Annotated in this window: 23 protein-coding genes; 12 read left to right on the top strand and 11 right to left on the bottom strand. The window is 62.7% G+C overall.

Annotated features, from left to right (window positions below):
• Nucleotides 1–140 precede the first annotated feature (140 nt).
• Both PW789_RS09450 and PW789_RS09445 read left to right on the top strand, forming a co-directional pair.
• On the top strand, nt 141–1,709 hold the full coding sequence (locus PW789_RS09450; RefSeq protein WP_299374893.1) for a hypothetical protein: 1,569 nt from the start codon (nt 141–143) through the stop codon (nt 1,707–1,709).
• 403 nt (nt 1,710–2,112) lie between these two features.
• On the top strand, nt 2,113–3,501 hold the full coding sequence (locus tag PW789_RS09445; RefSeq protein WP_367182521.1) for a DHA2 family efflux MFS transporter permease subunit: 1,389 nt from the start codon (nt 2,113–2,115) through the stop codon (nt 3,499–3,501).
• Nucleotides 3,502–3,567: 66 nt separating this feature from the next.
• On the opposite strand, the gene PW789_RS09440 is transcribed toward PW789_RS09445, so the two are convergent.
• The 7 genes from PW789_RS09440 to PW789_RS09410 form a co-directional block, all read right to left on the bottom strand.
• Entirely contained in the window at nt 3,568–4,104 is a 537-nt protein-coding gene (locus PW789_RS09440; RefSeq protein WP_299374890.1) for a DUF4440 domain-containing protein, read from the bottom strand.
• 70 nt (nt 4,105–4,174) lie between these two features.
• Complete coding sequence (locus tag PW789_RS09435; protein WP_299374887.1) at nt 4,175–5,995, bottom strand: beta-galactosidase; 1,821 nt, start codon at nt 5,993–5,995, stop codon at nt 4,175–4,177.
• Nucleotides 5,996–6,240: 245 nt separating this feature from the next.
• Nucleotides 6,241–7,755, bottom strand: coding sequence for an outer membrane beta-barrel protein (locus tag PW789_RS09430; RefSeq protein WP_299374884.1), 1,515 nt, complete (start codon nt 7,753–7,755; stop codon nt 6,241–6,243).
• Nucleotides 7,756–8,051: 296 nt separating this feature from the next.
• Nucleotides 8,052–9,536, bottom strand: coding sequence for an outer membrane beta-barrel protein (locus PW789_RS09425; RefSeq protein ID WP_299374881.1), 1,485 nt, complete (start codon nt 9,534–9,536; stop codon nt 8,052–8,054).
• A gap of 193 nt (nt 9,537–9,729) precedes the next feature.
• Nucleotides 9,730–10,770 (bottom strand): aldo/keto reductase, encoded by a 1,041-nt coding sequence (locus PW789_RS09420; RefSeq protein WP_299374878.1) that lies wholly within the window; start codon nt 10,768–10,770, stop codon nt 9,730–9,732.
• Nucleotides 10,771–10,866: 96 nt separating this feature from the next.
• Entirely contained in the window at nt 10,867–11,328 is a 462-nt protein-coding gene (locus PW789_RS09415) for a nuclear transport factor 2 family protein (RefSeq protein WP_299374876.1), read from the bottom strand.
• Nucleotides 11,325–13,274: an ATP-dependent DNA ligase gene (locus tag PW789_RS09410; RefSeq protein ID WP_299374874.1), complete on the bottom strand. Its 1,950-nt coding sequence runs from the start codon at nt 13,272–13,274 to the stop codon at nt 11,325–11,327. Before PW789_RS09410 ends, PW789_RS09415 begins: the two co-directional genes overlap by 4 nt.
• Nucleotides 13,275–13,392: 118 nt before the next feature.
• On the opposite strand from PW789_RS09410, the gene PW789_RS09405 reads away from it, so the two are divergent.
• Nucleotides 13,393–14,454, top strand: a complete 1,062-nt coding sequence (locus PW789_RS09405; protein WP_299374871.1) for a PLP-dependent cysteine synthase family protein — start codon at nt 13,393–13,395, stop codon at nt 14,452–14,454.
• Between the two features lie 5 nt (nt 14,455–14,459).
• Here the strand turns inward: PW789_RS09405 and PW789_RS09400 are convergent, their stop codons facing one another.
• Both PW789_RS09400 and PW789_RS09395 read right to left on the bottom strand, forming a co-directional pair.
• Entirely contained in the window at nt 14,460–14,789 is a 330-nt protein-coding gene (locus tag PW789_RS09400; protein ID WP_299374868.1) for a hypothetical protein, read from the bottom strand.
• 76 nt (nt 14,790–14,865) lie between these two features.
• Nucleotides 14,866–15,081, bottom strand: coding sequence for a hypothetical protein (locus PW789_RS09395; RefSeq protein ID WP_299374865.1), 216 nt, complete (start codon nt 15,079–15,081; stop codon nt 14,866–14,868).
• Between the two features lie 256 nt (nt 15,082–15,337).
• On the opposite strand from PW789_RS09395, the gene prfA reads away from it, so the two are divergent.
• From prfA to PW789_RS09375, 4 genes are all read left to right on the top strand, one after another.
• Entirely contained in the window at nt 15,338–16,414 is a 1,077-nt protein-coding gene (prfA, locus tag PW789_RS09390) for a peptide chain release factor 1 (RefSeq protein WP_299374862.1), read from the top strand.
• An 83-nt stretch (nt 16,415–16,497) separates the two neighbouring features.
• A complete protein-coding gene (locus tag PW789_RS09385; protein ID WP_299374859.1) occupies nt 16,498–17,325 on the top strand; it encodes a hypothetical protein in 828 nt (275 codons plus the stop codon).
• Between the two features lie 66 nt (nt 17,326–17,391).
• Entirely contained in the window at nt 17,392–18,237 is an 846-nt protein-coding gene (locus PW789_RS09380) for a hypothetical protein (RefSeq protein ID WP_299374856.1), read from the top strand.
• A gap of 78 nt (nt 18,238–18,315) precedes the next feature.
• Nucleotides 18,316–19,125 (top strand): hypothetical protein, encoded by an 810-nt coding sequence (locus PW789_RS09375; protein WP_299374853.1) that lies wholly within the window; start codon nt 18,316–18,318, stop codon nt 19,123–19,125.
• A 3-nt stretch (nt 19,126–19,128) separates the two neighbouring features.
• Here PW789_RS09375 and PW789_RS09370 read toward each other — a convergent pair whose 3' ends face one another.
• On the bottom strand, nt 19,129–19,350 hold the full coding sequence (locus PW789_RS09370) for a hypothetical protein (RefSeq protein ID WP_299374850.1): 222 nt from the start codon (nt 19,348–19,350) through the stop codon (nt 19,129–19,131).
• 114 nt (nt 19,351–19,464) lie between these two features.
• Here PW789_RS09370 and PW789_RS09365 point away from each other — a divergent pair, with 114 nt between their 5' ends.
• From PW789_RS09365 to PW789_RS09345, 5 genes are all read left to right on the top strand, one after another.
• The gene (locus tag PW789_RS09365) at nt 19,465–20,646 is read left to right on the top strand and encodes a glycoside hydrolase family 27 protein (RefSeq protein WP_299374847.1); all 1,182 of its coding nucleotides are present in this window, start codon (nt 19,465–19,467) and stop codon (nt 20,644–20,646) included.
• A gap of 121 nt (nt 20,647–20,767) precedes the next feature.
• Nucleotides 20,768–21,616, top strand: coding sequence for a VOC family protein (locus PW789_RS09360; RefSeq protein WP_299374844.1), 849 nt, complete (start codon nt 20,768–20,770; stop codon nt 21,614–21,616).
• Between the two features lie 70 nt (nt 21,617–21,686).
• Nucleotides 21,687–22,541 carry a peptide chain release factor N(5)-glutamine methyltransferase gene (gene prmC, locus PW789_RS09355; protein WP_299374841.1) on the top strand — a complete coding sequence of 285 codons (855 nt, stop codon included), beginning with the start codon at nt 21,687–21,689 and terminating at the stop codon, nt 22,539–22,541.
• 255 nt (nt 22,542–22,796) lie between these two features.
• The gene (locus PW789_RS09350) at nt 22,797–26,204 is read left to right on the top strand and encodes a TonB-dependent receptor (protein ID WP_299374838.1); all 3,408 of its coding nucleotides are present in this window, start codon (nt 22,797–22,799) and stop codon (nt 26,202–26,204) included.
• Between the two features lie 107 nt (nt 26,205–26,311).
• Nucleotides 26,312–26,671: a DUF4440 domain-containing protein gene (locus PW789_RS09345; protein WP_299374835.1), complete on the top strand. Its 360-nt coding sequence runs from the start codon at nt 26,312–26,314 to the stop codon at nt 26,669–26,671.
• 65 nt (nt 26,672–26,736) lie between these two features.
• Here PW789_RS09345 and PW789_RS09340 read toward each other — a convergent pair whose 3' ends face one another.
• On the bottom strand, nt 26,737–26,871 hold the full coding sequence (locus PW789_RS09340) for a hypothetical protein (RefSeq protein ID WP_299374832.1): 135 nt from the start codon (nt 26,869–26,871) through the stop codon (nt 26,737–26,739).
• Between the last annotated feature and the right edge of the window lie 5 nt (nt 26,872–26,876).

Raw genomic sequence — 26,876 nt, 5'->3', positions numbered from 1 at the left:
GTAGCGATGGAGGATAATGGAGGGCATTGAAGGCGCTCCTCCGTGCACGCCTCCGGAGAACGAGGGTGGCCGAATTGTTGGATTTGCCCTTACAGGGCCCCTTCCCTGCATAAATTTTTCCCCAAGGAACGGTGTGTGCCATGAAGCTGTGGAGTGATTACGAAGGCAGAACGATTGCGGAGGCGTATCCGCTGAAGAAGCTGGTTCGCCCGGAGGGCCGTAGCGCCTTCTTCCTGACGACGAACGGGACCGGGACGCCGGCGCTGGTGCGGCTGATCGAGGCTCACTTCGATGAGCCGGAGATTCTGAATCGCTGGAAGACGGTCTCGGAGATCGGCCAGGAAAACCTGATGGTGATACGGAAGTTCGGTCAGACCGAGCTGGACGGCACGCCGCTGGTGTATGCCGTGATGGAGCCGACAGAGATCTCGCTGGACGAGCTGCTGGGGAACCGCACGCTGACGGCGGAGGAGACGAAGGATCTGGCGCATAGCCTGATTGGCGCGCTGCAGGCGCTGCACGCGCGCGGCCTGGTGCATGGACAGATTGAGCCGGTCAATATTCTGGCCGCGGGGGAGATGGTGAAGCTGCGCAGCGACTGCGTGCGCGAGATCATCGATTACCCCGACAGCGACGGACCGACGCTGGAGGAGATGAAGGCGCAGGACGCGCAGGCGCTGGCGGTGGTGCTGCTGCAGGCGCTGACCGGGCGCACGACGCTGCAGGGTTCGGCGACGCTGCTGCCGCCGCCGTTCGACGGCATCATCCGCAACGGCCTGAGCGGACGCTGGGGACTGGCGGAGATGGCTTCGGCGCTGGGACCGGCGAAGCCGAAGCAGGTTCCGGTGGTGGAGACGAAGCCTGCGGTGGCTGCTCCCGTGGCTGCGGCTGCGACGACAGGGGCAAAGGCCGCTGACGGCGAGAAGAAGATCGAGGGCACTGTTCCGGCTGGTGTGACGGCGAAGAGCGCGGTAACGGGTTCAGCGGCGTCGACCGCTTCGCCCAGGGCGGAGGCGGCTCCGGTTGCGGCCAAGACGGAGCCGCAGGTTCCCCTGCAGGAGAACCTGTTCGCTCCGAAGGCGGGATCGTCGACCTCGGCGAAGGACGTGGCGGCGGCGCTGGGTGCAGGAGCTACGGCAACCCCGGCGACGGCTCCCGATGTGCGCCATCGTTTTGTGAAGCCGGTGGAAGACGTCGAGAAGGACCGCTCGAAGATGTGGATTGCGGTCGCGGCGGCGCTGCTGGTGCTGATGGTGCTGGGCTGGAGGCTGATGCGCTCCGAGCCGGCGAAGGCCAACGGCACCGCGAAACCGGTTTCGACGCTGGGCGATGCTCCGGCGGCGAATGCTCCCACGGCAAATACGGCTGCGTCCAAGCCCTCGGCGACGCACAGTACCGGAGGGAAGGCTCCGGCGGCGGCTCCGGCACGCTCCAATGCCGCGGTGGTGACCGGCGGCGCGGGACCGAAGACGCAGTGGAGGGTGGTGGCGTTCACCTATAACCACCAGGAGCAGGCGCAGCAGAAGGCCGACTCCATCAAGAGCCAGCATCCGGGGCTGAATGCGGAGGTCTTCTCCGCGACCGGCCGCGCGCCATACCTGGTGACGGTTGGCGGCCCGATGACGCGGGATCAGGCTGAGGCGTTCAAGCGCAAGGCTCGCAGCGAGGGCCTGCCACGCGACACCTACGCGCAGAACTACTCGCACTAAATCGTCTTGCGGGCAGCAGGAGGGCGGTCGTCAGGATTGACGTATCGTGCTCCTGCTGCACTATTTAAGGGGCAAATCGTCACAAACAGCGCGAGAAATTGAATCCCGATCTATTCGGTAGAATCGAAGACTCAACGCATGGCTTCCACAACAGTAGATTTTCCCGATCTCCCAGACGCGAAACCGGCCCCCACAGCACAAGCGTGGCGACCGAGCATAAACCCATGGATCGTCGCAATGACGGTAACGCTGGCGACGTTCATGGAGGTCCTGGACTCGTCGATTGCGAACGTGGCTCTGCCGCATATAGCCGGCAGCCTCGGATCGACGCAGGACGAGGCAACGTGGGTGCTGACCGCCTACCTGGTCGCGAACGCCGATCATTCTGCCGGCAGGCGCCTATATGACGACCTTTATCGGGCGCAAGAAGTTCTACATGATCTGCGTGGCGCTGTTCGGCGTCAGCTCGGCGCTGTGCGGCATCGCCCCATCGCTTCCGATCCTGGTCTTCTGCCGCATCCTGCAGGGCATCGGCGGCGGCGGCCTGGCGCCTTCGGAACAGGCGATCCTTGCCGACACCTTTCCGCCGGAGAAGCGCGGGCAGGCCTTTGCGATGTACGGCCTCGCGGTGGTGTGCGCTCCAGCCATCGGACCTACGCTGGGCGGCTATATTACCGACAACTTCGACTGGCGCTGGATCTTCTTCCTGAATGTGCCGATCTGCCTGCTCTCACTCTTCCTGACGTCGCGCATCGTCGAAGATCCGCCGTGGGTGGAGAAGCAGGTGAAGGAGTCGCAGAAGGGCGGCATCAAGCTCGACTTTCTCGGCTTCGGCCTGTTGGGGCTGACCTTCGGTTCGCTCGAATTCATCCTGGACAAGGGACAGGAGGACGACTGGTTCTCCTCGCCCCTGATCACATTCTTTGCGGTTGCGATGGTGATTGCCTTCGTAGTGATGATCTGGTGGGAGCTACGCCAGCTTCGCGTGGGGCAGCGACCGATCATCAACCTGACGCTATTCAAGCGGCCGAACTTCGCCATCAGCTTTGTGCTGATGTTCGTTCTCGGCTTCTCGCTGTACGGCACGACGGTGCTGATCCCGCAGTTTGTGCAGACGCTGCTGGGGTATACGGCGGAGCTGGCGGGTCTTGTGCTGTCCCCGGCGGGCCTGATGATGATGGCGATGATGCCCGTGGTGGGTATTCTCTCCGGCAAGGTGGATCCGCGGAAGCTGATGGGCTATGGCTTCGGCATGCTGACGCTTTCGCTGATCCTGATGCACACGATGGATCTGGGTATCAGTTACGGCCGACTGGTCTTCCTGCGCTGCTTCCAGGCTTCGGGGCTGGCTTTCCTGTTTATTCCGATCAACACGATCGCTTACATCGGCGTGAAGCAGACGGAGAATAACGACGTCTCCGGCCTGACGAACCTTGCGCGCAATATCGGCGGATCGTGCGGGACGGCGTTCGTCGCGACGCTGCTGACCCGCAGAACTGCGACGCATGAGACCAACATGATTCGCAACCTGACGACGGGCAATCAGGCGTTCGTCAACCAGGTGAAGCATCTGAAGGAGATCTTCGGCGGTCATGGGGGAGGCAACCCGATGGTCGGCGACGCGGCGCACACGGCACAGGCGTATATCTACAACCAGATGCATCGTCAGGCGGGGATGCTGGCTTACCTCGACATCATCCAGTACCTTTCGATCTTCTGCGCCTGCATGCTTCCGCTGCTGTTCTTCATCCCGAAGCCGCCGGCGCATCTTGATCCGGGCGCGGGTCACTAACTAACCTGTAATCGACACAGCAAGGCCCGGCTTCCCGCCGGGCCTTTTGCTTTGCCTGCAGGCGGGTTATTTCGGTGCAGGAGACGTCGGCACGGGCAGGTCGGAGCTCCAGGTGTCGGCGACGCACTTCCATTTGCCGTCGGACTGCTTCTTCCAGATCTCGAGGATCTTGCCGTTGTCGGTGAAGGGCAGGCCGTGTTCGTCCTTGGCAGTAAGGGTGTAGCCGCCGTAGAGGTAGCCCATGTCGGCTGCCTGCGAGATGACGACACGGGTGGGATGCCAGGTGAGGAAGAGGCTGGGAAGGGTGAGCAGGCCGGCGACGCTGCGGCGGATGGAGGTGTGGTCGGTGGCGATGGGCTCGTTGGGCGCGAGGACGGCGGCGTCGGGGGCGTAGAAGGAGACCCATCCGTCGATATCTTTTGCCGCGGCGGTCTTGAGCCAGTCGGTGTCGAGCTGGCGGAGGGTGGCCTCGGCATCGGCCTGTGCCCTGGCGACGGCTGCGGCGTCAGGGGGTGGGGGCTGGCAGCCGGTGGCAACGAGGAGCAGCGACAGGCCAAGAAGGAGTGGGGCCGGGTTGAGTGCTTTGCGGCGAGGGGTGCGCACGAAAAATCCTCCGACCAGTATTTGTTCCGGTCGGAGGACTATACCAACGCACAGCAGTTTTCGCGAACGACTACTTTGTCGGGCCGAGATCGAGGTGGTCGAGGCCCTTGAGGGTTGCGCCGGTCTTGCCCTGCGCGTCGAAGACGATGGCCTGGTTGCGGCCCTGCTGGAGGAACGGTGCCGGAGCGTAGAGCGCGCGCTGCGGTCCGACGTTCCAGATGCGTCCGAGGTTGATGCCGTTGAGCCAGAGCTGGCCCTTGGTGAAGGCGGTGGTGTCGAGGAAGGTGTCGGCGGTCTTCGCGACGTCGAAGCTGCCGCGATAGAAGCATGGGCCTTCGCAGGGCTTCTTCGCGAAGGGAAGCTTGTCGGTGTGCGTCATGGTAAGCGGATAGATCTCCCAGCCGAGGAGCTGCCTGCCGGCGAGGGTGACCTGGTTGGTGAGACCGGCGCGCTCGCCGTTGATCATGCGGCCGAAGTTGACGCGCGCGGTGTTCTCGACGAGGATGTCGAGCTGCGCGCCGGGATGAGCGTCGATGGTGAGCCGGTCCTGCTTGAGGCGGCGATCGACGGTACCGACGAGCTTCCTGTTGACGTAGACCTGGGCATAGCTGTGGAGCTGATCGAGGACGAGCTCGCCTGCAGCGTTCGACTTGAGGTGGGTGCGGTAGAGGATCCAGCCGTAGCTCTGTCCGATCTCCTCCATGCTCTCGACGTTGTCGGAGCTGATCGCGAGCGGCAGGTTATCCCAGAGCGAGGCGCTCTCGGGCATCTGTACGGTGGGCACGGTGATGGCGGGAGCCACGGTGGGCACAGGTGGCGGCGTGACGCCGGTGGCCTTGGCGATGGTGTCGCGCATGGCGAAGTACTTGGGCGTGGGGCGGCCGCTCTCGTCGAGCGCGGAGTCGTAGTCGTAGCTGGTGACATCGGGCTCGTAGCTGCCCTTGCTGTCGGTGTTGGCGCCGTTCATCCAGCCGAAGCTGGTGCCGCCGTGAAACATGTAAATGCTGACGGAGTAGCCCTGATCAAGCATCCACTTGAAGTTGGAGAGCTGTGCGTCGGTGTTGGTGCTGGCGTGCTTGGAGCCCCAGTGATCGAACCAGCCTGCCCAGTACTCGCTGTTGATGAAGGGGCCGTTGGGGCGATATTTCTTCAGCTCGGCGAAGGCCTTCTGCGCGTCGCCGACGCTTTCGCCGCCGAAGTTGATGCCAACGGGAAGATCCTTCAGCGAGCCATCGGGCACCTGCTCGGGGCCGTCGGCGGTGTAGAGCTGCGACCTGGTGAAGCCGGCGTCGACGACCATCTTGTGGATCTGCTTCATGTAGTCGTGATCGTTGCCGAAGGAGCCGTACTCGTTTTCAACCTGGGTGAGGATGATGGGGCCGCCATTGCCGATCTGCAGCGGGGCAAGCTCCTGACCGAGGCGATTCATCCAGCTGGCGGCGGGCTTCATGAACTTGGGATCGGTGGTGCGGAGGACGATGTCCTTCTGGCGGAGCAGCCATGAGGGATAGCCGCCGAACTCCCACTCGGCGCAGACGTAGGGGCCGGGACGGAGGATGACGTAGAGGCCTTCCTGCTGCGCCTCGCGGATGAACTCGGCGACATCGTTGTTGCCGGTGAAGTCGTAGACGCCGGGCTGGGGCTCGTGCTCGTTCCAGAAGACGTAGGTGGTGATGGTGTTGAGGCCCATCGCTTTGGCCATGCGCAGGCGGTCGCGCCAGTAGGCACGCGGGATGCGCGGGTAGTGCATCTCGCCGGAGATGACACGGAAGGGCTTGCCATCGAGGGTGAACTGGCCGTTCGCTACAGCGAAGGTGTGCGGCGTGCTCTGCGCCTGGGCGAAGGGTACGGTTGCCAGCAGGCAGGCGAGGGCGATGAGACTCTTACGCAATGCGGTCACTCCAGATACAGGGTCGGCAGAAGATATGCGCCAGTCTTGGTTATATCAATTTGCGCGGGTGCTCTGCCTATCGCCCGGCGCGGCAGGCGTCGATCGCACCAACAACACCGCCGATCGCACCAACAACACACAAAGACGAGGAGACACCGTGCTCTGCCGGCGAGCTGAGAAGAAAGGGATTGCGTCGCGGCTGCGGCTGGAACTTCGTCCTGTTGGAGTGTGGCCAGGACTTTTGGCTAGAACTTGTAGATGAGGTCCGCGCCGAAGAAGACCTGGTTGCGTGCCGTGCCGTTGTTGTAGCCTTTGCGGTCCCAGGAGTGATCGAAGCGAAGCTCGGGGCGCAGCATGACGGTGGTGCCGAAGTTCTTCGTCGCGTAGAGGGTGTTCTCTGTGTACTTGCCGGGGATGCCGGTGCGCTGCCCTTTCCTGTCGTCGAGCATGTCGGAACGGAAGCCGACGTAGAGGTGCGGGTTGATGGCGCGGTTGAGGTAGTTGACCCAGGCGTACGCAGGCGCGGTGCAGGCGAGCTGTCCCGCGATGCAGTGCGCCCCGTTGGCCCCGGTCTCTGGCGGCAGAGGATTTTGCACGTTGCCTTCGACGTTAGGCACGGCGCGCTCGTACATGTACCAGGCCTCGGAGGCCATGTGCCACTTCGCGTTGAAGCGATGGTTCCAGGTGAGGTCGAACTGCTGCACGTTGTTGTAGGCGTAGCGTCCATCGTTGATGCCGTTGGCGCAGGCGTAGAGGTTGTCGTGGTTGCTCTGCGTGGAGTAGTTGACGCAGGCGATGGCGGAGGGCTTGCGATCGACGGTCCACGGAGCAACGTCGTGACCGGCGGAGATGCCGAGCTGCGCCATCCACTGGCTGGTGAGCTTGAGCGTGGCGACGGCACCGGTCTCTGTCGATGGCGCGGCGGAGAAGGCGAGCGAGTGCGTGATGGTGAAGTTCGATGGCGCGAGCTGGGTCTCGATGCCGGGCATCGAAGGAAAGCGCCCGATGCGGATGACGAGTCCTTCCTTGATGGGAAGGTAGAAATCGACCGATTCCCACAGGGGATCGAAGCCGTACTGGTGGTTGTCCTTCAGCAGCTGATTGCTGACGTAGCCCTTGGAGGTGGTGTAGCGATAGTCGGTGCCGAAGAAGCCGGAGACGTGAAAGCCCCAGTCGAAGCGGCTGGCCTGCGTGGTGTCCGGCAGACGCTCGAGGATGAGCATGGCCTGATTGAGCGCGGGTCGATTGGGAACGAAGCCGTAGGTGACCGGATAGTTTGTGCCGGAGGAGCTGCTGGCGTTGGCGGAGGCCTCGACCCAGCCGTACAGGTGCGTGCGATGGCCCTCCTGCTGCAGCGCCGACATGGTGGGGTAGACGTTGCCGTCGGCGGCGCCGATGGTGGATGCGCCGCCGTAGCTCCAGTCGGAGGATGGGAACGGCGGCGAGCTGAGAGGCGCTTCGAGTCCCCGGCGGATCACGGGTTCGGCTGCAGCGGGAGCGGTGGCCTTCCAGTCGGCGAGATAGAAGTCAGCCATGCGATGCCACACCGTGCCGGGCTGCCGCAGACTGTTGGGAGAAGAGTCGACGAACTGCGCGGCTGAGGGCGGAAAGAGATCGGGCACGGCATGAGACCATGCTGCGATGGTGGCGCTGCCTGCGTGGGTGCGGCCTGGCTGGTCGTCCTGCGCCGGGGCAAACGCACACCCGAACACAAGGATCAGGACGAGGCGTAATGCCCCGCTGGTCCTGCGGCTGATCAATGAACTCTCTCCGTGGTTCCGCGGCCCATAACAGAACTCCTGCGGCGGAGTTCAGGGCCATCTCAGAACGGCGGAAAGTTTAGCATTCGGAATGTTCGATCGAACAGGCCGAGACAAAGGAAAAGTGCGATATTTTTCAATACGTTTCGCGGAAAGAACAAGATCGCCCGAAAGTTATTTATTGGGGTGCATTTGATCAATCGATGCGGGAATCAATAAGCGCCTGACCGAAGACAGGCGCTCTTGGAACAGAGCTGCATTTGGCGTGCAGCTTCAGAATTTTCTGCGGAGCATGCTCAAAATTTGTAGATGAGGTCCGCGCCGAAGAAGAACTGGTTGCGCGCCTTGCCGTTGTCGTAACCGCGCGCGTCCCACGAGTGATCGAAGCGAAGCTCGGGGCGCAGCATGATGGTGGAGCCGATGTACTTCGTCGCGTAGAGCGTGTTCTCGGTGTACTTGCCTGCGATGCCGGTGCGCTGTCCTTTCTTGTCGTTGAGCAGGTCGGAGCGGAAGCCGATGAAGAGGTGCGGATTGACTTCGCGGTTGATGTAGTTGACGAGGGCGTACTCGGGCGCGATGCAGGTCTGCTGTCCTGCGGCGCAGTAGGCACCGTTGGCGCCAAGCTCGGTCGGCACAGGGTTGGCAACGTTGCCCGCGATGTTGGGCACGGCGCGCTCGTACATGATCCAGCCCTCGGTGGCCATGTGCCACTTCGCATTGAAGCGGTGATACCAGGTGGCGTCGTAGTCCTGCAGATTGTTGTAGGCGTACTTGCCGTCGTTGATGCCGTTGGCGCAGGCGTAGAAGTTGTCGTGGTTGCTGGCGGTGGAGTAGTTGAGGCAGGCGATGGCCGAGGCCTTGCGATCGTCGGACCAGATGGCGACGTCGTGGCCGGCGGAGACGCCGAGCTGCACCATCCACTGCTTCGTCAGCTTGAGGCTGGCGATGGCGCCGGTGTCGGTGAAGGGGTCGATGGTGTAGAGCAGCGAGTGCGTCATGTTGTAGTTGTTGGGCGCGAGCTGCGCTTCGATGCCGGGCACGGAGAGGAAGCGGCCGATGCGGATGTTGAGGCCCTGCTTCACCGGGAAGTAAAGATCGAGATATTCGAGTACGGGATCGAAGCCGTAGCGGTGGTTCTTCTGCAGCAGCTGCTGGCTGAGATAGTCCTTCGCGGTGGTGAAGCGATAGTCGATGCCGTAGAAGGCGGTGAGGTGGAAGCCCCAGTCGAAGTGCGCGTTCTGCACGGTGTTGGGCAGGCGCTCGGCGTAGATGACGGCCTGATTGAGCTGCACGGTGTTGGGGAAGATGTCGTAGGAGACGGGGAAGTTATTCTTCGACGAGGTGCTGGCGTTGACGCTGGCGGCGATCCATCCGTAGACCTTGGTGCGGCTGTTCTGTTTGCCGAGCGCTGTCATCAAGGGATAGACGTTGCCGTCGGGGACGCCGATGGGTGACGAGCCACCGTAGCCCCAGTCGGAGCTGGGAAAGGGTGGCGAGTCGAGTGGGACATCGAGCATGCGGCGTGGCGATGAGGACGAGGGCAGCTTGCCGGTCCAGTCCGCTTTGTAGAATGCGCCGAGGCGATGGAAGAAGTTGCCGCTCTCTAACGAGGATGACGTGCTTTGGGATGGTGATGACGTTTGCGTGTCGTCGACACCGGGCAGCTTGTAGATCGTTCCATCGTTGTTCTCCTCGGCGAGAGCGCGGCCACACAGCAACGCAGCAAAAAGTCCCGCACCAGCGAGCAGTGCAGAGCCAGATCTCCAGACATTCCTTCTCATAACTCTCCTGCCGTGCACAGCCGTGGACATCGTGGTCCGAGCGGCTTAGAGGAACGGCATGACTGATGCTAGGCAGCAAGGCATAAGAAAACCGTAAGGAAGCTGTAGAGAGTTCGTAGAGATTCGCAAAATGAAGAACGGCCCGCGAAGATGGCTTCGCGGGCCGCTATGTTTGTGTGTCGTATTGCAGGAGCTAGATGCTGACGGGGAAGGGGTTGCGCTCTTCGAACTGCGCCTGGTGCCAGTAGGGATAGGCGACGGGCGTCTTGCTGGCGTCGTCGAGCTTCTTGACCTGCTCGTCGGTGAGCTTCCAGCCGACGGCTCCGAGGTTGGCTTTGAGCTGCTCCTCGTTGCGGGCGCCGATGATGAGGGAGGAGATGGTGGGCCGACGCAGCAGCCAGTTGAGCGCGATCTGCGGGATGGTCTTGCCGGTCTCCTTAGCAACCTCGTCGAGCGCATCGACGACCTTGTAGACATGCTCGAGATCGGGCTGCGGGCCGGCGTCGTGCGCGACCTTCGACTGCAGGCGGCTGTTCTCGGGCAGCGGCTGACCGCGACGGATCTTGCCGGTGAGGCGTCCCCAGCCGAGGGGCGACCAGACGAGCGCGCCAACGCCCTGATCGGCGGCGAGCGGCATCAGCTCCCACTCGTAGTCGCGACCGACGAGCGAGTAGTAGACCTGGTGGCCGACGTACTTGGCCCAGCCGTAGCGCTCGCTGGTGGAGAGCGACTTCATGAGGTGCCAGCCGGAGAAGTTGGAGCAGGCGATGTAGCGGACCTTGCCCTCGCGCACGAAGTGGTCGAGGGTGTACATCACCTCGTCGATGGGGGTGAGCGCGTCGAAGCCGTGCATGTGGTAGACATCGACGTAGTCGGTGCCGAGGCGCTTGAGGCTGCCGTTGAGCTGCTGGATCATGTGGTAGCGGCTGGAGCCGGTGTTGTTGGGGCCCTCGCCAAAGCGGAAGGTGGTCTTGGTGGAGATGAGCACGTCATCACGCTTGTGCGCCTTGAGCGACTTGCCCAGAGCCTCTTCGCTTGAGCCGTTGGAGTAGACGTCGGCGGTATCGAAGAAGTTGAGGCCCGCGTCCATACAGATGCCGATGATGCGGTCGGCCTCGGCCTGCGTGGTATCCGACCACGCCTTGAAGAACTCGTTGTTCGCACCCAATGTGCCTGCGCCGAAGCAGAGTTCCGGCACCTTCAATCCCGATTTGCCAAGCAGTCTGTATTCCATGCTCTTAAGGATGCGCTCTAAGGTGCAATTGTTTCAACCGCGGGAGGCTGCTGGGCGGTGATCGACCAGGGAAGATTCGATGAATTTCTTTTGCGATCAGTCCTTTGGAGCGGCCATCGTGACGTCGCGCACAATCTTCCATCCCTGCGGCGTCTTTTCGAGCACGAGCATGTAGGAGCCGCTGGCATCGCCGCCTCCCGCTGCTGTGCGCGCAAGGTGGAACTTGCCGGTGACGGTCGCAAAGTGCGCGTCGAGCGGCTGGGTTTCTAGATCGGAGTAGGTCAGCGTGCCCATCGCCGCGCGCGTGGGATATTGCGTGCGATAACGCTCGAGCATCTGCGCGTAGCCGCGACTGATCTTCTTCGCGCCGACGAAGAGGATGTCGGGCGAGTTCTTGTAGCAGGTGGCGAAGGCGGTGAGGTCACCACGATTCCAGTCGGCGGCCTGCTGGTCGAAGAGTGTCCTGATGGCTGTGCTGTCGGCGGATGAGGCCTGCGCGAGAGAGAGGGGGGCGAGTGCAAGTACGAAGAGGAAGAGCGCGAGTTTGCGAGCGATCATGAGGCTGACTCCGAAGGGTGTAAAGCTGGCCTTTGCATTTTATGCTTCGGCCTCGACGGGTTTGTGTGTTGATTTATCGGCTTATCGGTCGGCTTATCGACCTGGGACTGGTAGATCTCTTCCACGCGGGCGATGGTGTCGATCTCGTCGAGCGGCTTGTCGTCGCGGATGCGCACGATGCGTGGAAAGCGAAGCGCGAAGCCGCTGGCGTGGCGATCGCTGCGCATGATGTTGTTGAAGGCGACCTCGAGGATGGTGAGCGGCTCGACGGTGCGGAAGTAGCCCTGGTCTTCGAGGGTGTGCTGCATCATCCACTCGCTCATGGAGGCGATCTCGCTGTCGGTGAGGCCGGAGTAGGCTTTGCCGACGTTCTTCAATTCGCCTGCGGCGTCGCGGACGGCGAAGGTGTAGTCGCTGAGGATGCCGGCGCGGCGGCCGTGGCCGAACTCGGCGCCGGTGACGACGACGTCGAGCGTGGCCAGCTCGCGCTTGAGCTTCATCCATGCGAGGCCGCGGCGGCCGGGAAGATACTGCGAGCCTGCGGCCTTGAGCATGACGCCTTCGTTGGCGCGGGCGCGGGCCTCGGCGTAGGCGCGGTCGATGTCTTCAGCGGACTCGACGAGACGTGACGGCGAGAGCAGCAGGCGCTCGACGGATTCCTCTTCGGGCTCGGTGAACATGAAGCTCTGCGGCTGCTTTGCGTGTTCGTCGATGGCAATGGGCGAGCGAACCTGTTCGACGAGTTTTTCGATGACGGCCTCAAGGCGGTTGCGGCGTTCGCTGAGCGGCAGATCGAGCAGCAGCGTGCCGTTGGCGAACATGAGATCGAAGGCCATAAAGACGACGGGCACCTGACGACGCCACTCGTTGGAGACGCGCTTGCGGCCGATGCGCTGGCCGAGGACGGCGAAGGGCAGGGCGCGGCCGGTGGCGAAGTCCCAGCCAAGAATCTCGCCGTCGAAGATGAGCGGGCCGGTGACTGCATCGCCAACTTTGGCGAAGGCCTCTTCGAGCTCGGGGTAACTCTCGGTCACGTCTTCGCGGTTGCGCGAGTAGATGGCGACGCGGCTGGGCTGCGTGGGATCGCCGCAGTGCACCTGCGCGCGCATGCCGTCGTACTTGTCTTCGAGGTAGGCGGAGATATTTCTGGCGGCTGCTGGCTGGGCTGCGGGTGCTTCGCCTTCGGGTGCTGATGCGGGCTTCTTCTTTTTGCCTGCAGGCTTTTCGGCGAAGCGTTCGGCGGCTTCCTCGGGAGAGTCGACGGGCGAGGCGAGCATGAAGCCCAGCGGGTGAAAGAGACGCATGCGCGCCGCGTCGAGCGTTCCCGCGAAGGCGCGTTCGGCGGCGAAGGCGAGATCGGCTTCGAGCATGACGGCGTTGCGCACGGCGGCGACGGGGACGGAGGCGGCTTCGGCGATGGCCTCTTCGACGAGGCTCTGCTTGACGCCGATGCGCATGTCGCCTGCGACGAGCTTGAGCAGGTACTTGGCTTCGAGCGGCGAGGTGCGCTCAAGCAGACCTTCGAGCAAGGCGGAGCGGATGGCTGTCGTCTTCGCGGTAGCCATTGCGGCGAAGGCCTCGGCCATTTCGCTGAGTGTGAGCTGGCTGCCGGGATGATTCTTTGCCGCCAGCAGATCGTACGCCGCTGCGCCGATGTCGCCGTGTCGCCGATAGGCCGCAGTGAGTGCCACCTGCGTGGCTCCGCTGACAGCGAGCAGAGCCTTCGAGAGGAGGGCTCCACCGGCGTTGAGTTTGCGCGGATCGGCTTCGGCGAAGGGCGTGCCCGCGAGGTAGAGGGCGAAGCGTCCGGCGTCTACAAATGCGGCGTTGTCAGCATGATCGTGAACGCGGCGGATCGCCGCGGCGATGGCGGTGCGCTTCTTCAGCTTGCCCGGTTCAGCGGCAAGCTGTTCGGCCAGTTCGGCGATCTTGTGAAACAACGCCATCGTCTCTTCCCTGTCGCCCCCCTTTGTCACTATGGATGCAGAAACCCGGCTCCGCAATCTAGAATCACCCAGAGGCTTTTGCGCTAACGGGCCAACATCTTGCCAGAGGAGCAACACAGTGGAACACAAGCATGGCAGCATCCTTGAGACCGTCGGCAATACGCCCGTGGTTCGCATCAACCGTCTCGCGCCCGAGGGCGTGAATCTTTATGTAAAGATCGAGGCCTTCAACCCGATGAGTTCGGTGAAGGACCGCCTGGCGCTGGGCGTGATCGAAGAGGCCGAGCGCACGGGCAAGCTTAAGCCGGGGCAGACGGTGGTGGAAGCCACGAGCGGCAACACCGGCATCGGACTGGCGATGGTCTGCGCGGCCAAGGGATATCCATTAGTCGTCTGCATGGCCGAGACTTTTTCGGTGGAGCGCCGCAAGCTGATGCGCTTCCTGGGCGCGAAGGTGGTCATCACCCCTGCGGCCAGCCGCGGCACCGGCATGGCGGCGAAGGCGGCCGAGCTGGCGGAGAAGCATGGCTGGTACTACACGCGGCAGTTCACCAACGAGGCGAACGCCGACTTCCACTCGAAGACGACGGCGGTGGAGATTCTGAACGACTTTCCGGATGGCTCGCTGGACTACTGGGTGACGGGCTTCGGCACGGGCGGCACGCTGAAGGGTGTGGCGCGTGTGCTGGCGAAGGAGTCGCCGAAGACGAAGATTGTGGTGTGCGAGCCTGCGGATGCGCCGATGGTCGCAAGCGGCGAACCGCAGCCGCGCGACGTCAACGGCGATCCCACCAGCGGCCACCCGGCTTGGAAGCCGCATCCCCAGCAGGGCTGGAGCCCGGACTTTATCGCCAAGCTGGCGGAGGACGGCGTGAAGGACAACACCATCGACCAGGTGCTGGGCATTCCCAACGCCGAGGCGATGCAGATGAGCAAGGAGCTGGCGCGCAAGGAAGGCATCTTCGTCGGCATCACCTCGGGCGCGACCTTTGCCGGTGCGCTGAAGGTGGCCGCGAAGGCGCCGAAGGGAACGAACATCCTGTGCATGCTGCCGGACACGGGCGAGCGCTACCTGAGCACGCCGTTGTTTGCGGACGTCGCGGTGGATATGACGGATGAGGAGCTGGAGATCTCGCACTCGACGCCGAGCGCGTGGCTGCCTCCTGCGACGCAGGTTTAGAGGAATCATTCACGAGGGATACGAAGCGCGGTGAGACGGTCTACGGTCTCACCGCGCTTTATCTTGCGTGCCTGCCGGTGCAGGTGCCGAATGGGATCGTCGGGGCCTCCTGACTCTTCATCCTCCGAGTCTTCGTCCAGCTTTTCTTCGATGACGTATTGCATCCGCGGTTCAGCGATGGTCTGAAGCTGATGCAGCGCGTTGCCCAGCATGGCTCCGCGTGGCCTGAAGCCGCGGCCGGAGATGCGCCAACGGATGCGCTGGGTGATGAATACGATTGCGAACACGAACACGAGGCCGTACAGGCCCATTACCAGAATCTGATCCAGGGACACGGAGTTCTCCACTTGACTTGAAAGACACGAGGCGACGTACCCGCGCTGGCAGGAGCGCGGACGGGGTCAGGCGTTTTCAGGCAAGTGAAGGAGGCGGACGCTGAAAGAGCGACGGCGAGGCATCGTCGAAGCCGGTGGCGCGCTCCGGCTCTTCGGCGGTTTCGCAGGAGGGCAGCTCAAGGAGCGCGAACAGGAATACCGGGACGAGGACCAGGCAGCAGACGGCCGCAGGGCTGTGGCTGACGGCGGATAGCAGAACCACCAACAACAGGAGAGAGACGACTGCCGCCATCCATGGCGACTGCGACGAAACCCTCTGTCGGCGGGGATCAGACATAGGCCCAGTATAGGGGCGCCGCGCTAATTCCTTAGCCGCATCGCGGAAGACGGGAGTAACATCTAAAGAGAGATGCGATTTACAGTCGAGATTCCGGTGTTGTTCCCCGGCGTGGCCTCCAACCGCCACGACTTCGCCTAGCTGCGCCCAACGGCCGCATTCGTCTCTTTACCCCTTATTTTCAAGTCCCTTACAAGATTCAGGAGTCACCATGTTCGATCGTCTCGACCAGATGGAAGCGCGTTATGAGGAGCTTGGCCAGCAGCTGGCCGATCCGGCGCTTGTCACCGACCAGAAGAAGTTCTCCGCCACGGCCAAGGCGCACCGCGACCTTGAGCCGGTCATCGAGAAGTTCCGCGAGTACAAGAATGTGAAGCAGGGCGTGGGCGATGCGAAGACCATGCTGGCCGAGGACGACGCCGAGATCAAGGAGATGGCCCAGGCCGAGCTGCTGACGCTGGAACCGCGCGTCGTCGAGATTGAGGAAGAGCTGAAGGTGATGCTGCTGCCCAAGGACCCCAACGACGACAAGAACATCGTCATCGAACTGCGGGCCGGAACGGGCGGCGACGAGGCCGCGATCTTCGTCTCGGAGATGTTCCGCACGTACCTGCGCTTCGCCGAACAGCACAAGTGGAAGGTGCAGGTGCTCTCCACCTCGGAGACGGGCATCGGCGGCGGCATGAAGGAAGTGACGGCGATCTTCGAAGGCGACAAGGTCTACTCGCAGATGAAGTACGAGTCGGGCGTTCACCGCGTGCAGCGCGTTCCGGCGACGGAGACGCAGGGCCGCGTGCACACGTCGGCCATTACGGTTGCGGTGCTGCCCGAGGCCGAGGAGGTCGACATCAAGATCGAGACCAAGGACCTGCGCGTCGATACGTTCTGCTCGTCGGGCCCCGGCGGACAGTCGGTGAACACGACGTATTCGGCGATCCGCATCACGCACATCCCCACCAATACGGTGGTCAGCTGCCAGGACGAAAAGTCGCAGATCAAGAACCGCGAGAAGGCGATGCGCGTGCTGCGCGCGCGTCTCTACGAGGTCGAGGCGGAGCGCATCCACCAGCTGCAGGCCAAGGACCGCAAGCAGCAGGTCGGCTCGGGCGACCGCTCGGAGAAGATCCGCACCTACAACTTCCCGCAGAACCGCCTGACCGATCACCGCATCGGCCTGACCAACCACCAGCTGAACATGGTGATGGAGGGCATGCTGCAGCCGACGATCGACGCGCTGATCGCTCACGATATCGCCGAGAAGATGAAGGCCGAGACGACCGCGGCGTAACGCCGGCTACGGCCTGGAGATCCGGTCTCCGTTGTATCTTCGAGAGGTTCCTCTTTTTCGAAGGACAACGGAGGCCTTTTTCGTTGCGCTCTCATCTCTGCCGTATCGTGCTGATCGTCCTGACGCTGGCCTGTGGCGTGGCTGCGGCGCAGCCGACGGATGCGGACGCAGAGGGCCTGCCCCTGAACGGGGTACTGCTGCGGCTGCAGATTCGCCGTTGGGAGTATGCCCGCAATATTCCTGACTTCTTTGCGGATGAGAGGATCGTCTCGGAGATGCATGGCAAGCGGGTGGCGGACGTGCAGACGGTCACCGAGTCGCTCTTTCGCCTGCGCCGCGGCGACCGCGACACCTATCCGCCGGATCTGTTTGAGACACGGACGGTGAAGCGCAGAGATGGCGTGGATATGCCTCCGGGCACGGCGTTCCAGGGACCATCGGTCATCATTGGCGCCTTCAGCAACGGACTGAGGACGATCACGCTGGAGCAGGAGGCCTGCTACAACTTCCACATCAGCCACCATCGCGACGTGCATCACGAACCGGCGATCACGATTACGTACCGGATGAAGCCCGGTGCGGAACGGAAGGTCCGGTGCCTGCCCTGGGGGGACGTGCGGGGTGAGGCTGTGGTGAATCTTAACAACTTCGACGTGCTGCACTTCGAGATGAAGGTGCCCCACTACAACATGGTCCCTGGCGTTGTGGGACCGTGGCGCTGGAGCATCGACTACGAGCCGGTCAGCTTCGACGGCAGAAGCTTCTATCTTCCGCAGCGGATCGAATCGGAATCGGCGTCCGAGGACGGCAAGATGGAGTGGAACTTCACGGCGACCTACCGCAACTATCACAAGACGGGCGTTCACTCGCGCATCATTCCCGATCTGAACGACGGCCTGACGCCGCCATAAAGATCGTTGTTGCGGGCTGCGAATTGCTGTGCGTAAGATGACACCTCATTCGCAGCAGGTGCAGTCATGAATCGTCATTACACACTTCTTCCGGGAATACTTTTTGCGGCGTTTCTTCTGGCAGCACCCTGCGTGCGGGCCAGTTCGCCGGAGCCATCTGTGGACGCGCAGCCCAGGCTGAAGGAGCTGCTGCGCCACCTGCAGGAGAACCTGTGGGAGTACCGGGCAGCGGTGCCGGACTTCTTCGCCGATGAGCACATTGTCTCCAGCCGAACGCAGCGAGGCACGCCGGATGTGACGGCGACGAGCGACTCCACCTTTCGGCTGGTGCGATCGCATGTGATCGGCGACGGCCCCCGCTTTATCGAGAGCCGTGTGGTGCGGATGGTGAACCACAATCCCATTGAGGGCAGAAGCCTGAACGGCCCGGCGATCTTCAGCGGAGGCTTCTCCATCGCCTCGGGCGTGGTATCGCAGGAGATGGCGCGGTGCTTCAACTACACGCTGGAGCCGGATGCGGAGCTGGACCAGCGGCCTGCGCTGGTGGTCCGCTACCGGCTGAAGCAGGAGATGCTGGAGGATGACGGCTGTCCCGGACCGGAGGCGCAGTCGGGCCGGGCGTGGATCGACCCTGCGGGGTTCCACCTGATGCGCATGGAGATGACGATTCCCAACCACCTGGACAACACCGGCAACCATATTGCGTGGGTGTGGTCGGCGGATTTCACGCCGGTCACCTTCGACGGCCAGGTCTTCTGGATTCCGAAGACGATCGAGTCGCAGGCGGAGACGAAGGACGGCGCGGCGCACTGGAGCTTTACGGCCGAGTACACGAACTATCACAAGGTCAGCGTGCGATCGCACATTATCACCAGCCTCAACGAAACGCCTGCCAAGGACACGGCTCGCTAGCCCTCGCCGCGAGCGGACTTGCTCTGAATGAGGGCTTCGGGGGAGAATCCCCGTGAGTCCTTCCGTAAGGAGCTTCGCATGCGGCTGCTTGTTGCCAGCATCGTCTTGGTCGCAGGCCTGCAGCCTGTCCTCTGCCAGCAGCCGGACCCAGCGGCGCAGGCGGCGGCGCTGCACGCGATCCTCGTGCACCAGCAGAGCAGCCTGTGGGACTACGAGGCCAACGTCCCGAACCTCTTCGCCGAGGAGCACGTCGTCTCCACGCTGAAGCAGAAGGGCGCTCGCGATATGAAGCGGACGACGGATTCCACCTTTCGCCTGGTCCGCGTTCATGCACCTGGCGAGAGCACCACATTTAGCGAGAGCCGCGAGATCCGGCTGGTGAATAAGAAGCCGGTGCAGGGTGGCGATCTCGGAGGCCCCGCGATCTTCTCCGGAGCGTTCAGCGCCGGGGTCGGCGTCGTCTCGCTGGAGATGTCACGCTGCTTCGACTACACGATGGAGCCGACGGCGATGCTGGGCGGGACGTCTGCCGTCGTGATCGACTATGCCATCAAGGCAGACGCGGAGAATGACTGCCCGGGGCCGGAGAGCCGGTCGGGGCGAGCATGGTTCGACGCACAGAGCGATCAGCTGCTGCGCATCGAGATGAGCGTGCCGCACCACTGGGACGAGAGCAGCCATACGCGGTCTCTGTGGACGTGGTCGGTCGACTATGCCCCGGTGAACTTCGAGAGCAGAACCTTCTGGATGCCGAAGACGATCACGTCGAAGGCCGAGGCCAACGACACCGCGGCCACGTGGATGTTCACGGCCAGCTACAGCAACTATCACCGGCTCACGGTGACCTCGCGCATCATCGCAGACGTCGGCGACGATGCTCCGCGATGATGGTCAGTGCATCATGCGCACGAAGACGCGTGTGAGGAGCACGGTGTTGTAGAGCACGAAGAGCGTCCAGATTGAAACGTAGACGGCGACGCACCAGAAGAGGAAGCGGTTGCGCCTCTCCGGGCGAACGACGGTTCCGGCCAGGATGAGGGCGATGGCGAGTACAGCGATGAGTCCTGCGGCGCCGTACCCGAGCAGGGTTGCCGTCGTGATGGCCTCGCTCATCTCCTCATAGCCTCGCTCATCTTCTCATCGTCTCATGCGGCGGCGATTGACAAGATGTGCCGGAGACAGTCTGATGGTTCCGTCGCTGAAAACCACGGAGGTCCATCGCTCAACATGCGTCGCTGTCTTGTCTTTACTGCCGCTCTTCTCCTTGCCACCCTTCCTGCCGCCGCGCAGAAGCTCGCCGCCACCCCGCCGATGGGCTGGAACAGCTGGAACTGGTTTGCCGGAAAGGTGACCGACGCCGATATCCGCAAGGCGGCTGACCTGATCGTCTCGAGCGGTATGCGCGACGCCGGCTACGTCTACGTGAACATCGACGACACGTGGGAGGGCAAGCGCGACGCCAGCGGCAATATCACCTCCAACGAGAAGTTTCCCGACATGAAGGCGCTGACCGCCTATGTGCATTCGAAGGGGCTGAAGATCGGCATCTACTCCTCGCCCGGGCCGCAGACCTGCGCGCGCTATGAAGGCTCGTTCGGACACGAGGAGCAGGATGCGAAGACATACGCCGATTGGGGCTTCGACTATCTGAAGTACGACCTGTGCAGCTTCGGGAAGAACATGAGAGAGGCTCACCCCAACGATCCCGCGGCGCAAAACAAGATGATGCGTGACGCCTACGTCAAAATGCATAACGCTCTGGTGAAGACGGGGCGGCCGATTGTCTTTTCGCTGTGCCAGTACGGCTTCGACCAGTCGTGGCAGTGGGCGCCCGAGGTGGGCGGAAACCTGTGGCGCACCACCGGCGACATCCAGGCCAACTACGAGAGCATGATGCATATTGCCCTTGCGCAGGCAGGCCTGGCGAAGTTCGCTGGACCGGGCCACTGGAACGACCCCGACATGCTGGAGGTCGGTAACGGCAAGCTCAGCCACGACGAGAACATTACGCACATGACCATGTGGTCGATGCTGGCGGCGCCGCTGATCGCAGGCAACAACCTCACGCAGATGAACGATGACGTCAGCTCGATCCTCACCAACAAGGAGGTCGTCGCCGTGAACCAGGACAAGCTTGGCCACGAGGGCGACCGTGTGTGGGCAGGCGAGGAGACGGAGATCTGGGCGCGTCCGCTGGCCGACGGCTCGGTGGCTTACGCGATCCTGAATGTCTCGCAGGACCGCAGCGTGATGCGCGGCATGAAGCTTCATCTGAAAGAAGCAGGCTTCCCCTCGGGCACGGCGCATGCGCGCGATCTGTGGGCGCATAAGGACCTTGGCGTGATCAAGGATACTGACGTCTTCACCATCCCGAAGCACGGCGCCGTCATGCTGAAGCTATCGAAGTAAGCTGCAGGTGCATCCGCCGAAGAAGGGCACGGTCCTCGACCGTGCCCTTCTTCTTTTCCCACCATCCTCCCGATCTTTGAGAGAATCGCTTGAGAGACTCCGCTTCAAGGGACACGACGATATGTTTTCAGGCCTGACTGTATCTCTCCTCCGCCGGACCGCCGCGCTTGCTCTGATCGCCCTTGCCGCACCATGCCTCCACGCGCAGGACAAGACGCCGCCGCTGGCCGGTGTCGCGCATATCGCCATTCGCGTCCGTTCGCTGGATGCCTCGGTCGCCTTCTACAACAACCTGGGCTACGAAGAGGCCTTCAGCCTGAAGGGCAAGGACGGCAAGGTCAGCGAGAGCTTCATCAAGATCAACGATCACCAGTTCATCGAGCTGTATCCGGCTGACCCCACCAATCCGAAGACGTCGCATATCGGCTTTCTGCATGTCTGTTTTGAGGGCGACGATCTTGAGGCCATCTACGAGGACTACGTCGCCCACGGCCTGACGCCGAACAAGGTGCGCAAGGCGGGCGCGGGCAACCTGCTGTTCACGATGCATGGGCCGATCGACGCCAACGGCGAGCCGCAGAACATGGAGTACACGCAGTATGAGCCGGGCTCGCTGCATACCAACGACCAGGGCAAGCACCTTGGAGAGGACCGCGTAGCCGACTCGATCTATACGGTTGCCATTGCGCTGCGCGATCCGGCGGCGGGGCGGGATTTCTACCTGAACCAGCTCAGCTTCAAGTCGATCGCGGGCGATCCGATGTTCCTGCACATGCCGGGGAACTCCGGCCAGGAGATCGAGCTGACCACGGCTGAGTCGCTGGGCCCGAAGGCGCGCTTTACCCTGCGCTCCAGCAGCCTGGGCAAGGCCGCCCGCATGCTGCATAAGCACGAGATCAAGGTCATCAAGAGCAAGGACACACTGACGATCTCCGACCCTGACGGCAACCAGATCATGATTCGCGAGTAGCCCCGTCCCTGGGCTTGCAGGCTGCCTGCACCCTGTTCTACTCTCCCTTTCTCGTAATTCTGTCTACGATATGACCATCCAGCAGGCACTCGAATTCGCCACCAGCCGGCTCGCCGCCGAGGAGCCGATGCGCTCCACGGCACGGCGCGATGCCGAGCTTCTGCTGATGCACTCGGCCTCGCTGACTCGCACGGGACTGATCGCCTACCCGGAGCGCGAGCTGGCACCGACGCAGGCCGCCGCCTTTGACAGCGCCATCCAGCGCCGCCTGCGCCATGAGCCGGTCCAGTACATCATCGGCACGCAGGAGTTTTACGGGCTGGATCTCACCGTATCTCCGGCTGTACTGATTCCGCGGCCCGAGACCGAGCACCTGGTGGAGTCGGTGCTCGGCCTGCTGCCGCACGACCGGCCGCTGGCCATCGCGGACATCGGCGCCGGGTCGGGCGCCATCGCCATCGCGCTCGCCGTCCACCTGCCGCAGGCGCAGCTGACCGCTTTTGACCTCTCGCCGACCGCGCTGGCCGTAGCCGAGGCCAACGCCCGGCGCCATCAGGTCGCCGAACGCATCCGCTTTCTGCACTCCGACCTGCTGGGGGTGCTGGCACCGTGTGAGCGCGAGGCCTGCTTCGACGCCATCGTCTCGAATCCACCGTATGTGCCGCTGGCTGACGCCGCCTCGCTGGCACCCCAGGTCCGCGACCACGAGCCGCCGACGGCCCTTTACGCGGGCGAGGATGGACTGACCATCTATCGCCGCCTGATCCCGCAGGCGGAGAAGGCTCTGCGGCCGGGTGGCCTGCTGGCGCTGGAGATGGGGTATGGACAGCGGGATGCTTTGGCCGGGCTGCTGGGCGGGTGGCAGGACCTCCGCTTCGTCGATGACCTGCAGGGCATCCCCCGCGTGGCTCTGGCGCGACGTTAGCTCGTTCCTAAAACGGGCCTGATTATTCCCTAATGAAGATGATTCGTCTCAATTCCGAACAAAATGGACTTTTAGCCCCTTCTGGTCAGACCTATTGCACCAAAGTGTGCCGATTTGTCCAACGTTTCCGATCAATTTTCGTTGACAGCCGTTCGACGCCCTCCCTATAGTCCTCCCGCTATAAAATCGCATGTTTTTAACGACGCGAAAATGAACGTGCTTGCTCCATGGCAATCACCTTTTGAGGCCGAACCGATGTCAAAGAAACTACTAAGTGGACTGTCCACTCAAGGGCTGCTGCTTGCCCTACCCCTGATCCTCTCCCTGATGCTTCCGTCGGCGTTGCATGCCCAGGCTGCCGGTACCGCAAGCATCCAAGGCACCGTCACCGATTCAACCGGCGCCGCCGTTCCCAATGCGAAGGTGATCTTCACCCAGACCGATACCCACTCCTCGAGAGAGGCGACTACGAGCGGAAACGGTCTGTACTCCCTGCCGAACATTCCGGTCGGCCCCTTCTCGCTGATGGTCACCGCCTCCGGCTTCGCCAGCTATACCCAGACCGGCATGCTTGAGGTCGGCAACAGCCGTTCCATCGATCCACAGCTAAAGGTCGGCGATGCGAGTGAGCACGTCGAAGTACAGTCGACCGGCGTCGCGATCGAGACCGAGTCCAGCACCTTTAAGCAGGTCATCGACCAGAAGAACATCCAGGAGCTTCCGCTGAACGGGCGCCAGGCGACGCAGCTGGTGCTGCTGTCGGGCGGCGCGGTCACGGCTCCCGGAAACGACATGGTTGGCTCCAAGAACTATGCCAGCTCCGTGGTCATCGCGGTGGCCGGCGGCCAGGGCAACTACAACAACTACGTGCTGGACGGCGGCACCAACGTCGACGTCTTCACCAATGTGAACCTGCCGTATCCCTTCCCCGACGCTCTGCGCGAGTTCTCGGTGGAATCGAACTCGCTGCAGGCACGTAACGGCCTTCACCCCGGTTCGCTGGTCAACGGCGTCACCAACTCCGGCACCAACCAGTGGCATGGCTCGGCCTTCGAGTTCCTGCGCAACAACATCATCAACTCGACGAACTTCTTCTCGACGACCAAGGACACGCTGCACCGCAACCAGTTCGGCGGAACGCTGGGCGGCAAAGTCATCACCGACAAGCTGTTCTTCTTCGGCGGCTACCAGGGCACACGTGAGTCCTCGGCCACCAACGCAACCAACACCTGCGTTCCCACCGCACTGGAACTGGCAGGCGACTTCAGCCAGCAGCCCACGTCGGGAAGCTGCGCACGGGTGAACGTGACCGGCAAGCTGATCGACCCGGTCTCCGGCACCGATATCACCGCGACCCGCAAGCTTCCCTCGAGCAGCATCAGCCCGCAGGCACTCGCCATAGCCCAGGCGCTGCCGCTCTCGCAGGCTAACCCCACCAGCGGCCTGATCCAGGTCTCGCTGCCCGCTATCAACCGCGAGGACCAGTACGTCGGCCGTGTGGACTACACGCTCAGCCAGCGGCAGAACGTCTTCTTCCGCGCCTACGTCACCAACTACTTCGCACCGTCGTTCTACAGCCCCACCAACCTGCTGCTGACCACGACCGCCGGTAACGATGAGCGCGTGATGAACTACACGCTGGGCCACACCTTCATCATCTCGCCCAACGTGGTCAACACCTTCCATGGCAGCTTCGCCCGTCGCCGCAACAATCGCGGACCGACGGCCGGAGGGGCCAACGCCAACGCCTTCGGCATCAACATGTATACCTACGTGCCGAATGACTTCCGCCTGGCAGTCACCAACTACTTCAGCGTCGGCTGCGGAACCTGCTCGCCCGGCCACTTCAACACCTACACGCAGGACTACTCCGACGACATCGACCTGTTGCGCGGCAAGCACCAGATCGCCTTCGGCGGCGAGTACATCCGTGCCGGACAGAACACCAACGCGGGCTACCTGCAGAACGGTAACTTCAACTTCAGCGGCACGCTGAGCGGCCAGCAGAACAACAACGTCGGCGAGCCCCTGGTCGACTTCATCACGGGTCAGCAGAACTCCTTCGGCCAGAGCCGTCCGCAGATCACGAACTACCGGCAGAATATCTTCGGCCTGTATGCGCAGGACACCTGGCACGCGACGCAGAAGCTGACCCTCAACATCGGCCTTCGCTGGGAGCCCTACCTGCCCGCGGCCGACACGCTGACCCGCGGCAGCGTCTTCAACGAGGCGGCCTTCAACGCCAACCAGCACAGCGGCGTCTACCCCAATGCACCGGCCGGTTCGTTCTACTACGGCGATCCGGGTGTCTCGAAGGCGTTCACCAGCCATCGTCTGGCTAACCTCTCGCCCCGCGCAGGCCTGACCTGGGATCCGTTTGGCTCGGGTAAGACCGTCTTCCGCGCCGGCGCAGCCATGATGTACGACTCGCCCGCGCTGTACACGATGCAGCGTATGACCTCGAACCCGCCCGTCGTCAACGAGATCGACCTGACCGGCCAGATCAGCCTGGCGAGCCCGTGGGGCAACTACCCCGGCGGAAACCCCTTCCCGGGCGTCTTCCCGCCGAACGCCAGCGCCACCTTCCCGACTGCGGCCCTGTTCATTCTGGTTCCCCCAAATGTTCAGGTACCGATCGTCGAGCAGTGGACCGCCAGCGTGCAGCAGGACCTGGGCCATGGCTGGAACTTCTCGATGAACTACCTCGGCAACCACAACATCCACCTCTGGCTGGGCAAGGCGATCAACCAGGCGGTCTACATCCCGGGCACCTGGACCGGCCCGGGCTCCTGCGGAGCTCTGGTCACCTCGCCCGGAGTCGGCAAGGCGTGCTCGAGCACGACCAACACGTTGGCCCGTACCCGCCTGACGCTGGCCAACGCCGCGCAGGGACCGTACTACTCCAACGGCACCACGATCATCGACGACGGCGGCTACTCGACGTATCACGGCCTGATCACGGCGGTGCAGCACCGTATGTCGAACAACTTCAGCTTCCTGGCAAACTACACCTGGTCCAAGTGCATCAGCCTCGGCGATGCTCCTGGCGATATTGCATCTCCCACGTATGAGAACTCCAACAACCCCAACCTGGATCGCGGCCCCTGCGGCTTCGATGTCCGTCACATCTTCAACTCCAGCATCATCGCGGCATCGCACTTCTCCGGCCTGCACGGCATCACCGGCGCGCTGGTCAACGGATGGCAGATCGCTCCTCTGGTCCGCATCCTGTCGGGAGCTGTGCTGAATGTGACGACCGGCGCGGACAACTCGCTGACGGGCGTCAACCTGGATCGTCCGAACCTGGTCAACGCGCAGGCGGTTTACTCGAAGCAGAAGGTCACCTCGCAGGCAGCCGGCAACCGTCAGTACCTGTCGGCCAAGACGGTGGGTGCCTTTGCGGCCAACGCGACCGGAACCTACGGCAACGTCGGCCACAATGCCTTCCGTCAACCCAGCTATTACAACGTGGACGCTTCGCTGGTCAGGACCTTCCCGATCCACGAGCGCCTGAACCTCAATATCCGCCTGGAGGCCTTCAACGTCTTCAACCACCCGAATCTGAATGGGTTTACGACGTCGCTGAGCTCCAGCACCTTCGGATACGCCACCACCGCGCAGCCGGCTCGTATCTTCCAGCTGGCTGGAAAGTTCACCTTCTAACCCTCGCGATATCAACCAGTCCGCGAATAACCGAAGCGGCTGTCCCAAACCAGGGGCAGCCGCTTTTACTGACCCCGTGAAACTTATCCACCGATAATTCACGTCAAATGATCACCATGACTCAGGCACAACTCCAGGAACATATTCACTCTCTCGAAGAACGGTTGCTGCATCCGGACCGCGAGACAGATCGGAACGATCTGACCTCGTTGCTGGCCCCGGAGTTCAAGGAATTCTGTACATCTGGACGCATCTTCAACCTTACGCAGCTCGCGCATGCCTTGCTGAGCACGAACCCGCGCGCAGCGACGATGAGCCACTTCTACGTGACCTCTCTCGGGGAGGACTCCGCACTGGCCACATACCACATCGTCACGGCCAACTCGACCTCGCACCATTCCTCAATCTGGGTGAAGCGCGACAACGCGTGGAAGATGCTCTTTCACCAGGGCACCATCGCCGCCTAGACGCAGAAGAGGCGCTGCCGCGGCAACGCCTTTATCTTCTTACACTTCAAAATTGACCTGATCGGCTACGAGGGCTCGCTGCCCCGGTCTTCCCATTCGCGTTCGCGGTACGGGCGATCGACCCGGTCGTTGTGGTCTTCCTGCTCGCGCCATCTGCGGCGCTGTTCCTGCTCCTCGCGTTCTTCGCGTCCGTCGCTCATTGCTG

This window comes from Edaphobacter sp., assembly GCF_028283685.1.
Taxonomy (GTDB): Bacteria; Acidobacteriota; Terriglobia; order Terriglobales; family Acidobacteriaceae; genus Edaphobacter.
Note: the sequence above shows the minus strand (reverse complement) of the source record. Positions and strands in the feature narration are given on the sequence as shown.

What these genes read in the sequence shown, in the direction of transcription:
- PW789_RS09450 (WP_299374893.1), top strand. Translation starts at nt 141, where the DNA reads ATGAAGCTGTGGAGTGATTACGAAGGCAGAACGATTGCGGAGGCGTAT.
- PW789_RS09445 (WP_367182521.1), top strand. Translation starts at nt 2,113, where the DNA reads ATGACGACCTTTATCGGGCGCAAGAAGTTCTACATGATCTGCGTGGCG.
- PW789_RS09425 (WP_299374881.1), bottom strand. Translation starts at nt 9,536, where the DNA reads ATGAGAAGGAATGTCTGGAGATCTGGCTCTGCACTGCTCGCTGGTGCG.
- PW789_RS09420 (WP_299374878.1), bottom strand. Translation starts at nt 10,770, where the DNA reads ATGGAATACAGACTGCTTGGCAAATCGGGATTGAAGGTGCCGGAACTC.
- PW789_RS09415 (WP_299374876.1), bottom strand. Translation starts at nt 11,328, where the DNA reads ATGATCGCTCGCAAACTCGCGCTCTTCCTCTTCGTACTTGCACTCGCC.
- PW789_RS09410 (WP_299374874.1), bottom strand. Translation starts at nt 13,274, where the DNA reads ATGGCGTTGTTTCACAAGATCGCCGAACTGGCCGAACAGCTTGCCGCT.
- PW789_RS09395 (WP_299374865.1), bottom strand. Translation starts at nt 15,081, where the DNA reads ATGGCGGCAGTCGTCTCTCTCCTGTTGTTGGTGGTTCTGCTATCCGCC.
- prfA (WP_299374862.1), top strand. Translation starts at nt 15,338, where the DNA reads ATGTTCGATCGTCTCGACCAGATGGAAGCGCGTTATGAGGAGCTTGGC.
- PW789_RS09380 (WP_299374856.1), top strand. Translation starts at nt 17,392, where the DNA reads ATGAATCGTCATTACACACTTCTTCCGGGAATACTTTTTGCGGCGTTT.
- PW789_RS09375 (WP_299374853.1), top strand. Translation starts at nt 18,316, where the DNA reads ATGCGGCTGCTTGTTGCCAGCATCGTCTTGGTCGCAGGCCTGCAGCCT.
- PW789_RS09370 (WP_299374850.1), bottom strand. Translation starts at nt 19,350, where the DNA reads ATGAGCGAGGCCATCACGACGGCAACCCTGCTCGGGTACGGCGCCGCA.
- PW789_RS09365 (WP_299374847.1), top strand. Translation starts at nt 19,465, where the DNA reads ATGCGTCGCTGTCTTGTCTTTACTGCCGCTCTTCTCCTTGCCACCCTT.
- PW789_RS09360 (WP_299374844.1), top strand. Translation starts at nt 20,768, where the DNA reads ATGTTTTCAGGCCTGACTGTATCTCTCCTCCGCCGGACCGCCGCGCTT.
- prmC (WP_299374841.1), top strand. Translation starts at nt 21,687, where the DNA reads ATGACCATCCAGCAGGCACTCGAATTCGCCACCAGCCGGCTCGCCGCC.
- PW789_RS09350 (WP_299374838.1), top strand. Translation starts at nt 22,797, where the DNA reads ATGTCAAAGAAACTACTAAGTGGACTGTCCACTCAAGGGCTGCTGCTT.
- PW789_RS09345 (WP_299374835.1), top strand. Translation starts at nt 26,312, where the DNA reads ATGATCACCATGACTCAGGCACAACTCCAGGAACATATTCACTCTCTC.
- PW789_RS09340 (WP_299374832.1), bottom strand. Translation starts at nt 26,871, where the DNA reads ATGAGCGACGGACGCGAAGAACGCGAGGAGCAGGAACAGCGCCGCAGA.